Below are 11,885 nucleotides of genomic sequence, written 5' to 3'. Positions count from 1 at the left end.
TTTTAATTGGATTTGAGTCTAGACTTTCTAATAAGTCATTATTTTCCTTGGTAGGTGTTATCATAATAGCTTTTAGTCTGTCCAGTTCTTTTTCAATAGCTTCTTTCTTTTCTAGCATTAAGTCATATCTTTCTTGACTTACTAGCCCTAGGTCATAACCTTTTTTGGTTAATCTCAAATCGGCATTATCTTGTCTCAATGTTAGCCTATATTCAGCCCTTGAAGTCATCATTCTATATGGTTCTACTTGGTCTTTAGTTACTAGGTCATCTATAAGTACACCTATATACGCCTCTGACCTGTCTAAGATGAAGGGTTCTTTGCCATCTATATTTAATACGGCATTTATACCTGCCATTAATCCTTGGGCAGCAGCTTCTTCATAGCCTGATGTACCATTTATTTGTCCTGCAAAAAACAGGTTTTCTATATTTGTAGACTCTAAATTACTTTTTAGGTTCGTTGCGTCTAGGCAATCATATTCAATACCGTGGGCAGGTCTCATAAATTCAACATTTTCTAGGCCCACTATAGTCTTGTAGAATTCTTCTTGGACTTCTACTGGTAAGGTAGATGAAGCACCTTGTACATACATTTCATTTGTAGACCTACCTTCTGGCTCTATAAATATAATATGTTGGTCTTTGTCAGCAAATCTTACAACCTTGTCTTCTATCGAAGGACAATATCTTGGACCTATACCTTCAACCATACCTGAATACATAGGGGATCTGTGTAACTCCCTTCTTATGATTTCATGGGTTTCAGGTCTTGTATGAGTCTGCCAAGTCAAGGCTTGGTCGTAAGAAAAGTCTTTGTCAATATTTAAGAATGAGAAAGGAACCGGGTTTTCATCTCCATATTGCGGAACCATTTGTGAATAGTCTAATGACCTACTATTTACCCTTGCTGGGGTACCAGTTTTGAACCTTCTTAAATCAAAGCCTAATTCTTCTAAGCTGTTAGATAAGAATTTTGAAGGTTTCATCCCGTGAGGACCTGATGAATACTGTAATTCACCCATCATTATCAATCCATTTAAGTAGGTTCCTGTTGCTACTATTACAGCCTTAGCTTCATAGATAGCTCCCGTAGTAGTTTTAACTCCTCTTACCTTACCATCTTCTACTATAAGGTCTGTAACTTCAGCTTCTAAGCCCCTTAAATTTTCTGTATTTTCTAAGGTTTTCTTCATTTCTTCGTGGTATAGTCTTTTATCAGCCTGAACTCTTAAAGAATGGATAGCAGGGCCCTTTGATGTGTTTAACATCTTTGATTGGATTGAAGCCTTATCTGTATTTAGTCCAATTTCTCCACCCAAAGCATCAACTTCTCTAACTAGGTGACCCTTACCAGTACCACCAATATTTGGATTACATGGTAGGTCAGCTATAGCTTCAAGACTGATACTTGCTACAATTGTCTTTTTTCCTAATCTTGCTGCTGCCAATCCCGCTTCGACACCAGCATGTCCAGCACCGATTACAAAAACGTCAACATTGTCAGCAATATATTCTCTTATTTCCATAAAATCTCCTTGAAATAGTTAAATAATTAACACTTTGACTGTTTCTTATATCTATTTTCTAATCTTCTTTTTTTATTTTCCTATACAAAAGTCATTAAAGATTTTATCTAGGACATCTTCTTCAATCGTTTCACCAGTTATTTCACTTAATTGATTATAAGCATTTCTTAGATCGATTTCAATAGCGTCTAAAGGATAGCCCTTCTTAGAGCTTTTTATAGCTGTAGCTATATTATCCCTTGCCTTGACCAATAAATCCCTGTGACGGAGGTTTGTGATCATTGTAGTGTTAGACACCTTAATATCTCCATCTAAGAATAAATCAAGTATAGCATTTTCTAAATCTTTGATTCCTTCTTCTTTTAAAATGGAAGTTTCTATTATCATATTATTTTCAAAGTTATCATATATGATATTTTTATCCATAACTTTAGATAAGTCATTTTTATTTAAAAGAATGATGGACTTTCTATTCTTAATCAATTCCATTATTTCTTTATCTTCTTGGTCAAAATCTTTAGAAACATCAAATATAGCTATGATTAAATCTGCTTCTTCCGCTATTTTTCTTGATTTTTCTACACCTATTGACTCTACTATATCTTCTGTATCCCTTATACCTGCAGTATCTATTATGTTTATAGATATACCTCCAAGGTCTATTGATTCTTCAATAGTATCCCTAGTTGTACCAGCCACATCTGTTACTATGGCTCTGTTGTCTTGGACTAGGGCATTTAGTAGGGAAGACTTACCTACATTTGGCTTACCAATGATGGCAGTTTTGATACCTTCTTTAATAATTCTACCCTTGTTGGCAGAATTAATTAATGCATCTAAGTCTTCTATTATAACATCCGATTTTTCATAGACTGGTTCTATTGGTAGGTCATCTTCAAAGTCTTCCATAAAGTTGATGGAATATTCAACCCTAGCTAATAGATCTAGCATTTTTGTTTTGATATCTTTTACCTTTGAAGCAACTGATCCCTTTAATTGTAAGAGGGAAGCCTCATAGGCTTTTTCGGTCTTTGCATCGATCAAATCTATTACAGCCTCAGCTTGAGATAGGTCCAACCTACCATTTAAGAATGCTCTTTTGGTAAATTCACCTCTTTCAGCTATTCGTGCCCCTTCTTTTAAAAGAAGATTTAAGATTTTCTTTACAGCTATAAAACCACCATGGCAATATATTTCAACCATATCTTCTCTTGTATAGGTCTTTGGTCCTTGCATATAGGCTAAAAGAACCTCATCTATCATTTCATCTTGGTCGTAAATATAGCCATAGGTCATTTTTTTATTTTCAAAATTATCTACAGTATTTTTTTTATAGTTTCTGTATATTCTTTTTGCAATGTCTAAGGATTGGTCACCAGACATCCTTACTATACCTATGCCAGCTTCACCAACAGCACTTGATATTGCTGCAATTGTTTGTTCAGACATATATTTACCCTTTCTTTTTATATAAAAAACGTCCCAAATGTTAACATTTAGGGACGTTTAACTTATAAGCCTTTATATCTCACAACAACTTTTCTATTTGGGAATTTACCAGTTGAAACTGTTTCTATTTCCTTGTAACTTTGTAAAGCTGTGTGAACAATTCTTCTTTCGTATGAATTCATAGCTTTTAGGGCTATAGGCTTTTTAGTTTTTAAAACCTTATAAGCAACTCTTTTTGCGTTATTTTCAATATTGGCTTTTTTTCTATCCCTATAGTTGCCTGCATTTACAGTAATTCTATAGAAATTGCTTGTTTTGTTATTTGTTAAAAAGCTCAAAATATATTGAAGAGCATTTAAAGTTTCGCCCTTAGCACCGATTACTATTCCAGTATCATTTTCAGATATATCGCTTAATTCTAAATTAATAATATTATCTCTTGCAGTTTCGTAGCTAACCTTAGCTTCTATGTGCATTTTGATAAGTAGGTCTTCCAAGTTTTGTTTAACTTTTTCTGCTACTTCAACTAAGCTATCATTATCTATAACTTCTTTTGCTTCTCCTGAAAATAGTAATTCTCTGGTGTTTAATGTTTTTTCTAAGTCTGACCTATAGATAGTTTCTTCTTTTTCTTCTTGCTCTTCTTCTATGACTTCTTCTTCTGGTTGGTATCCTTCTTCATACAAACCATCAAATTCATCATCTGAGTCTTGTTCAAAATCAGCTTCATCTGAATCTTCTTCTACTTTGTCTTTTGCTTCATCATCAGACTTCTTATACATATTGATTTCAACACTATTGTCAAAATCCTCTTCTTCTTCAATTTCAGATTCTATAGTCTCGACTTCTTTATTTGAAAAATCTTTATATGATTTTCCTTTTAACTTATCTTTATTATCAGTTTTTAAATCAGAAAATATGTCTTCTACATCAATTGAAAGTTTTTCTTTTTCTTTAATCTTTACAATTGCATCTTCACCACCAAATAAACCAAATAGGCCCTTGGTAGCTTCTTGTATAATCTCTATATCTGCATCATCTCTGTCTATATTTAATTCTCTAATGCCAGCTTCAACTGCTTCTTCAATTGTTTTAGCTGTTTTTATTATAGATCTCATTCTTACCTCTTACTTTGTTTCAGTTTTACCTGTAGCCAATCTAAATAATTTTACTAAGCCTCTTATTATAACTTCTAGGAAGTTACCAACTGTCCAATATAAAACAACACCAGCTGCAAGTCCTCTAAATATAAAGAACATCATCAATGGCATTACATAAAGCATTGTGTTCATACCTGCTGCTTGTGGATTAGCTTGAGCCATGTTTTTACTATTTAACCATGAATAAGCTAATTGTGACAATGAGTTAATCAATGGTAAAGCAAATCCTGTAGGGTCTGCTAAGGATAGATTTGGTATCCAGAAAAAGTTTTTGTGAATTTCAGCAAACTTTTCTTTTCCTAAGAAGTAGTCTGCATTATTAATAACGCTTAATAGGGCAAATACTATAACCATTTGAATTATAAGCATTAGGCAAGATTTACCTGTACCAGCCATCAACTTGTTTTCTCTTTGGAATTCCATCAATTTTTGTTGGTAAATTTGTTGGTCGTATCCATATTTTTCTTTTAACTTTTCCATTTCTGGCTGTAATAATCTTTGTTTTTCTGCATTTTTAGCATTTTGTATTGTTGTAGGCAAAGTTATCAACTTGTATAAAAGCCCCATGATTATAAGGGTAACAGCATAATCTGATATGTGTTGTGTTTGTAAGCCTAATCCTTCAACTGTATTAAATATAAATTCAAATAACCTACCTAATAAGCCTGCTAGAAAATTTGGCTGGTAGTTTGCATTTGTTTTAGCTAATATCATTGATATTTCTATCATTTTTCCTCCTAAGATAAGGGATCGTATCCTCCCTTGCTAAAGGGATTACATCTCAAAATTCTCCATATAGTAAGAAAAGAAGCTTTTAAAAAGTTATACTTTTTATAGGCTTCTATTGCGTACTGAGAACATGTAGGTGTGTATTTACATTTATTTTGTCCAAACATAGGAGAAATAAATTTTCTGTATTGTTCTATTAAAAACACCATTATTTTATTCATTATTTGCCCTTCTTAGTAATATTTATAAGATGCAGTAATGACGATTCTAATTCTTTATAATCATAGTCTACTGTATGATATTTAGGTGTAATTATATAGTCTTTATTTTCAAATTTATCCAAATTAAGACGAATAATCTCTTTGAGCCTTCGTCTTATTTTATTTCTCTTATTTGCTTTTCCAAATTTTTTTGTAATGGTAAATCCAAATCTAGGAAAGTTAAATTCATTGTTAGCAACTAATATCCTATAATCTTTATTATGATATCTCTTTGACTTTTTATATAATCTCTTGAATTCTTCGTTATCTTTTATCCTGTTTTTAGATTCCATCTTTCACCTAAATTTCTATAGAGATATTTTTTTTCTACCTTTTTGTCTTCTTGCTTTTAAAACTCTTCTTCCGCCAACTGTTGACATTCTCTTTCTAAAACCGTGTGTTCTAGATCTTTTTCTTCTACTTGGTTGATAAGTTCTTTTCATAATTTTCTCCTTCTAATTTTTTTTATCGCAAAATAGCGACATAAATCAATTAACATTATAGATATTTTGCAAGCTATTGTCAAGTTAAGCATAGTAATCAAAGATATAAATTTTATTTTTCTAAACATGTCTTAATCCATCTTATTTCAAACTTCTGTTTTGTGAATCGAAAGTAAAATATCCACGTCTGTGGATAAGTCTATTAAAATTTGATGTTTATGCTGTTTATTGCTATAATATTAAAGGAAATATTAACTTTTCAACAGTTTATTCACAATCTTATCCACTAAGTTGATATCTTGTGGATATTTATTTTGGATAAGTCTTAAAAATCTTAATTTTTCAAGTCTTTTTCTTGTGAATAATTGTCTATAACTTTGAAATACATTTTTGTGGATAAGTCTATTTTGTTTAACTAGATTCTGATGTTTTCAAGCATCATAAGTTATGAATTGTCGTGGATAAATTGTTGATATGTGGAGGAAAAATGGATAACTTAAATCAATTGTGGGAAGAAGTTACTAGAAAACTTTTCTTAAACATGATTGAAGTACATTATAATACGTGGATTAAACCATTAACTCCCTTGAAAAGAAAAGATTCTATCATTTATTTATATTCTTCTATTGCTTTTGTTGCTAAGATAGCTGATCAAAAATATAAAAGTAATATAGAAGATATCTTTAGGAAAATTCTAGGTGAAGATATAAAAGTTGTAATCTTACATCCTAATGATGAACTTTTCACAGAATTGATAAATGAAGATAAGACAAGTCAGGAAAATCAAGTGCCTGGTCAAACTGAAATGGATGATATCTCAAGATATATTGAAGATGCAGATAAAAATATAAACAAAACAACTCCTGCAAACTTCCATTATAAAGATACTCTAAATAAAAAATATACTTTTTCGAATTTTATTAGAGGTAAGTCCAATGATCTAGCTTTGGCAATAGCTACAAATGTTGCTGAAAATCCGGGTACCCTTTACAATCCATTCTATATATATGGTGCTTCAGGACTTGGTAAAACTCACTTGATGCAGGCTATCGGTCATAAAATTTTAGAAGAAAATCCTTCAGCAAAGGTGATTTATATAACTTCAGAGAATTTTATGAATGAGTTTATATCTTCAATTACAGATAGTAAAAATTCTGTATCAAATTCTAAATCTTTCAGGGACAAGTATAGAAATTGTGATGTTTTGATGATTGATGACATCCAATTTATATCAGGTAAAGAATCTACACAGGAAGAAATATTCCATACTTTTAATTCTTTATATAATGCTAAAAAGCAAATCATCTTTACTTCTGATAAGAGGCCTGAAGAGATAAAGGGGTTAGAAGAAAGGTTGGTAACTAGGTTTTCTGGTGGTATGATTGCAGACATACAAAAACCAGATTATGAAACAAGGGTTGCTATACTTAAGCATAAGATAAAGATGGAGAAATACACAGTTCCAGATAATGTACTTGCATTCATAGCAGAAAATATTACATCAAATATTAGAAACTTAGAAGGTTCTCTATTGAAGGTAATGGCTGTTTATAAGCTTAAAAATCCGGCAGGAGCTAGAGATATTTCAGACGAGGAATTTTTAGAAATAGCTCAACAAGCCTTATCTATAGAAGAAAAGAAACAAAAACCTATTACCTTGGAAAGAATAAAAGAGGTAGTTGCTGATTATTATAATTTAGAGGTCCAAGACCTTATAAAACAAAATAGGCAAAAAACTATATCGGAACCTAGACAAATAGCCATGCACCTTTCAAGGGCTTTAACTACTCTTTCTTTGATAAAGATAGCCAACTCATTTGAAAGGGACCATGCAACAGTCATTCATGGGGATGATAAAATAAAAGAGATGATTAAAACAAATAGTGAAATACGAAAAGATGTAGAAAATATAACTGCTATTTTACAAAATAAGGAATAGCTTGTTGATAAACTTAGTAAGTAAAAATAAAATTTAGGGACTTATCCACAGGGATATCACTTATAGTTTTTCTTGGATTTGTCAACTTTGTATGACTTATCCACTTATAAACGGCCCCTACTATTATTATTACTAATTTAAATTATATATATAGGAGTTTTTTATGAAATTCAAAATTTTAAAATCTGACTTATACAAGCATATTTCTATAGCTCAAAAAGCTATATCTAACAAGATTAATATACAAACATTAGAAAATATATTATTCCAAGCTAAGGGGGATGAATTAATACTTTCATCAACAGATATGGAATTGTCTATAGAAACAAGAGTTAAATGTGATGTTATAGAAGAAGGTGCTTGTTTAATTAAGTCTACTATTATAGGAAATATTATAAACAAAATGCCTCAAGATGAAATTACTATTACAGTAAAAGATGATAAGGTAAATATTAAATCTCAAAATTCAGTTTTTGATATACAAGGTCAAGCTGCTGAAGAATATCCACCACTACCAGATGTTGAAGAAAATAGTATATTAACTATAGATAATACTATTTTAACTAAGGCTATAAGAGAAACCTTGTTTGCAACCTCAACAGATGAAACAAGACTAGCCTTGACAGGCGTTTTATTTGAAATCAAAGATAAGAAGATAAACTTTGTAGGTCTAGATGGCTATAGGATGGCTGTAAGGACCTTGGATTGTAATTTAGACTTAGATGTATCAGCTATTGTTCCTAAGAGAGCCTTTAGCGAATTAACAAAGATCTTGGATGACGATAAAACTGAAATAGTTGTAGTTGAAGGGCATATAGTATTTATTAATGGTGATACCAAGATGTATTCAAGCCTAATATCTAAAAACTATATAGATTATAAGAAGTTATTGAACTCTTCTTACCAAACAAGTGTAAAAGTTAATAGGCATGATTTAATAAACTCATTAGAAAGAGCCCAGTTATTAACAACTGGTATGTCATCATCACTTACAAAGTTACAAATACATGATGGGGTGATTAATATATCATCAAATTCTGAATATGGAAGCTTGGATGAAGATGTTTTTGCAAGTCAAGAAGGTGAAGACTTAAATATAGCATTCAACACTAGATATTTACTAGAAGGGCTAAAGGCTATCAATGAAGATGAAGTTTTACTTCACCTACAAAATTCTTTATCACCAATGAACATTTATCCAGCTAATGAAGATGATGACTACTTATACTTAGTATTACCTGTAAGATTATCCCAATAGGAGTAGTTATGGAAAAAATAAAAATAGAAACTGAATTTATAAAATTAGATTCTTTATTAAAATTTGCTAACCTTGTACAAACAGGTGGAGATGCGAAAAATCTTATCTTGGATGGACAAGTAAAGGTAAATGATGAAGTTGTTACTCAAAGAGGGAAAAAAATCAGACCTGGAGACAGGGTTGAAATAGAAATTTTAGAAGAGACTTTAGAAATTATTTAAGAACTGAGGCAGCATGATAATAAAAGAATTGAGGCTTATTAATCATAGGAATTATGATGATGAATTCATTGAATTTCATGATAATACCAATATATTAGTAGGGAAAAATGCTCAAGGAAAGACTAATTTGCTTGAAGCTATTTATATTGCTGCAAGGGGATATAGTTTTAAAAGTATAAAAGAAACAGAGCTTATCAATTTTGATAAAAATGAAATGTATTTGAAGGCTGTGATTCTTAGTAAAAATAAAAGAAAAAATGTAGAAATTAAGTTATCAAGAAATTATAATAAGCAAATCAAAATAAATGACGTAGATGTGAATGTTTCTGAAATGAAAAGTCAATTTGGAGTAGTCTTATTTGCTCCAGAAGAAATATTGATAATAAAGGAAACTCCTTCATTGAGAAGAAAGTTTATTGACGATATAATTTCAAACAATGACATTGCTTATAAGATTTATCTAAATAATTATAATAATATAAGAAGACAAAAGAATTTATTGTTGAAAAACCCAGCAAAAAACAAATATTTTGAACAAATGCTTACAAGTTACAATGCTAAGCTTGTAGAATATGGGGCAAAGATTGGTATTTATAGGTACAAATATTTAAATATTCTTAAAAAATATGCCAAGGAATTTCATAGTGAATTAACTTCTTCAAAGGAAGACTTAGATATAATCTACGAATATAATTTTGCAGAAAAACTTGATGACTTAACAAATATTGAAAAACAATACCATGATATTTTACTTGATAAAAAACAAAGTGAAATAGAAAGATATCAAAGTCTTTATGGGCCACATAAGGATGAAATAATATTTTTAATCAATGGAAAAGATGTTAAAAATTACGCCTCTCAAGGCCAGCAAAGGACTGTGATGTTGTCACTAAAACTGGCAGAGGCCAAACTAATAGAAGTCCTAACATCCACCAAACCTATACTTTTGTGGGATGATGTATTTTCTGAATTAGACAATACTAGGGCTAGTTTATTGGTGCAAAAATCAAAGAAATATCAAAATATAATCACTACAAATTCCTTAGTAAACTTGGATTTAGACAATTCTGGTTCAAAAGTATTTACAATAGATAAAGGAAGAGTGATTACAGGAAGGGAAAAAGATGGTACAAAATAAAGACTATAGTGAACAAAGTATTAGGGTCTTAGAAGGTCTGGAAGCTGTTCGTGTTAGACCAGGTATGTATATCGGTTCTACCGGTGAGCAAGGCCTCCACCACCTTGTATATGAAGTTGTTGACAACTCTGTTGACGAAGCTTTAGCAGGAAGGGCAGACTCTATAAAGATTGAAATTTTAGAAGATGGTTCTATAGAAATATCCGACAACGGGTCAGGTATTCCTGTTAAGAAACATAAGACTACAGGTTTATCAACCTTGGAAACAGTACTTACCATTCTTCACGCAGGTGGTAAATTCGACTCAGAAGCCTACCAATTCTCTGGTGGTCTACACGGGGTTGGGGTTTCTGTTGTAAACGCCCTATCTAAAAAGATGGTTGCGGAAGTAAAAAGAGATGGTTATAGGTATACAGCCGAGTTTTCAAGAGGTAAAACTGTAAAAGGTTTGACCAAGCATGAAAAAACAGATGAAACTGGTACAAAAATTAGCTTTATGCCAGATGACGAAATTTTTGAAACAGTTATCTTTAATAGAAAGACTTTGGCTAAGAGATTTTTAGAAATGTCATTCTTAAACCAAGGTCTACGACTTGAATTTATAGACAACAGAGAAAAAGACGAAGATGGCAAGCCATATAGGGAAGTATTCCATGCTGAAGGTGGTTTAGAATCATTTATAGAATTTTTAAATAAAAAGAAAACACCTTTACATAGTGATGTAATGCACTTTAAAGGCCTAACAGATGGCTGTGAAGTTGACCTAGCTATCCAATATACAGATGGATATTCAGAAACTGTTTTATCATTTGCTAATACAGTTTTAACTCCGGAAGGTGGTACCCACCTAACAGGATTTAGGTCAGGATTGACTAAGGTTATAAACTCATATGCTAGAGAATATGAATTATTAAAAGATAAGGATGAAAACTTCTCTGGTGAAGATGTGAGGGAAGGTGTAACGGCTATTGTTGCTGTAAAATTAAGTAATCCACAATTTGAAGGACAAACCAAGTCTAAGTTAGGATCTTCTGAAATGAGGGGGATTGTTGATTCCTTCCTAACAGAACACCTAAGTGCTTATTTAGAAGAAAATCCAAAGACAGCAAAAACTATTATTGAAAAGTCTGAAGCATCAAGAAGAGCTAGAGAAGCTTCAAAGAAAGCTAGAGACTTATCAAGAAAGAAAAATTCTATTTTAACTAATACAACCCTACCTGGTAAGCTTGCAGAATGCCAATCTACAGATATTTCAGAAAATGAAATATTTATAGTCGAAGGGGACTCAGCGGGTGGTTCTGCTAAGTTAGGTAGAGATAATAAAACTCAAGCAATCTTACCTATAAGAGGTAAGATCCTTAATGTTGAAAAAGCAAGGATGAATAGGGTGCTTTCTTCAGAAGAAATCCAAGCCCTTATCACTGCTTTTGGTACAGGTATAGGGGAAGAATTTGATATCTCTAAATTGAGATATGGTAAGATTGTTATCATGACTGATGCCGATGTTGACGGTTCCCACATTGATACCCTATTATTAACCTTCTTCTTTAGATTCTTGAGACCATTAATTGAAGCTGGAAGGGTATTTATAGCCCAACCACCTTTATATAAATTGTCTCAAGGTAAGAAGGAAAGATATGTTTATAATGATAGGGAATTAGAACAAATCTTAGAAAATATAGAAGGTGAAAAGTATAAATTATCTAGATATAAGGGGCTTGGTGAGATGAATGCCGACCAATTATGGGAAACAACCATGA

General features: G+C 31.6%; 12 protein-coding genes. 5 read left to right on the top strand and 7 right to left on the bottom strand.

Annotation, left to right across the window (positions count from 1 at the left end):
* From mnmG to rpmH, 7 genes are all read right to left on the bottom strand, one after another.
* Positions 1-1,528, bottom strand: a 1,528-nt coding sequence (gene mnmG, locus Q0U66_RS04305) for a tRNA uridine-5-carboxymethylaminomethyl(34) synthesis enzyme MnmG (RefSeq protein WP_297377808.1), incomplete at its 3' end; no start/stop codon positions are given.
* Positions 1,529-1,600: 72 nt separating this feature from the next.
* A complete protein-coding gene (mnmE, locus tag Q0U66_RS04300; RefSeq protein ID WP_297377806.1) occupies positions 1,601-2,977 on the bottom strand; it encodes a tRNA uridine-5-carboxymethylaminomethyl(34) synthesis GTPase MnmE in 1,377 nt (458 codons plus the stop codon).
* 62 nt (positions 2,978-3,039) lie between these two features.
* Positions 3,040-4,095 carry an RNA-binding cell elongation regulator Jag/EloR gene (gene jag, locus Q0U66_RS04295; RefSeq protein ID WP_297377804.1) on the bottom strand — a complete coding sequence of 352 codons (1,056 nt, stop codon included), beginning with the start codon at positions 4,093-4,095 and terminating at the stop codon, positions 3,040-3,042.
* A 9-nt stretch (positions 4,096-4,104) separates the two neighbouring features.
* Complete coding sequence (locus Q0U66_RS04290; protein WP_103981751.1) at positions 4,105-4,866, bottom strand: YidC/Oxa1 family membrane protein insertase; 762 nt, start codon at positions 4,864-4,866, stop codon at positions 4,105-4,107.
* Between the two features lie 8 nt (positions 4,867-4,874).
* Positions 4,875-5,087: a membrane protein insertion efficiency factor YidD gene (yidD, locus tag Q0U66_RS04285; protein WP_103981752.1), complete on the bottom strand. Its 213-nt coding sequence runs from the start codon at positions 5,085-5,087 to the stop codon at positions 4,875-4,877.
* A complete protein-coding gene (gene rnpA / locus Q0U66_RS04280; protein WP_103981753.1) occupies positions 5,087-5,419 on the bottom strand; it encodes a ribonuclease P protein component in 333 nt (110 codons plus the stop codon). Before rnpA ends, yidD begins: the two co-directional genes overlap by 1 nt.
* Before the next feature lie 15 nt (positions 5,420-5,434).
* A complete protein-coding gene (rpmH, locus tag Q0U66_RS04275) occupies positions 5,435-5,569 on the bottom strand; it encodes a 50S ribosomal protein L34 (RefSeq protein ID WP_103981754.1) in 135 nt (44 codons plus the stop codon).
* 487 nt (positions 5,570-6,056) lie between these two features.
* Here rpmH and dnaA point away from each other — a divergent pair, with 487 nt between their 5' ends.
* The 5 genes from dnaA to Q0U66_RS04250 form a co-directional block, all read left to right on the top strand.
* Positions 6,057-7,508, top strand: a complete 1,452-nt coding sequence (dnaA, locus tag Q0U66_RS04270; RefSeq protein WP_297377798.1) for a chromosomal replication initiator protein DnaA — start codon at positions 6,057-6,059, stop codon at positions 7,506-7,508.
* Positions 7,509-7,671: 163 nt separating this feature from the next.
* Entirely contained in the window at positions 7,672-8,766 is a 1,095-nt protein-coding gene (dnaN, locus tag Q0U66_RS04265) for a DNA polymerase III subunit beta (protein WP_297377796.1), read from the top strand.
* An 8-nt stretch (positions 8,767-8,774) separates the two neighbouring features.
* The gene (locus Q0U66_RS04260; protein WP_297377794.1) at positions 8,775-8,987 is read left to right on the top strand and encodes an RNA-binding S4 domain-containing protein; all 213 of its coding nucleotides are present in this window, start codon (positions 8,775-8,777) and stop codon (positions 8,985-8,987) included.
* 13 nt (positions 8,988-9,000) lie between these two features.
* Positions 9,001-10,125: a DNA replication/repair protein RecF gene (gene recF, locus Q0U66_RS04255; protein ID WP_297377792.1), complete on the top strand. Its 1,125-nt coding sequence runs from the start codon at positions 9,001-9,003 to the stop codon at positions 10,123-10,125.
* Positions 10,112-11,885: DNA gyrase subunit B (locus tag Q0U66_RS04250; RefSeq protein WP_297377790.1), on the top strand; the 1,774-nt coding region annotated here is incomplete at its 3' end. The genes recF and Q0U66_RS04250, both read left to right, overlap by 14 nt.

This window comes from uncultured Helcococcus sp. (genome assembly GCF_946998255.1).
Classification (GTDB): domain Bacteria; phylum Bacillota; class Clostridia; order Tissierellales; family Peptoniphilaceae; genus Helcococcus.
The sequence above is the reverse complement of the archived record's forward strand: the minus strand, read 5'-3'. Positions and strand labels throughout refer to the sequence as shown.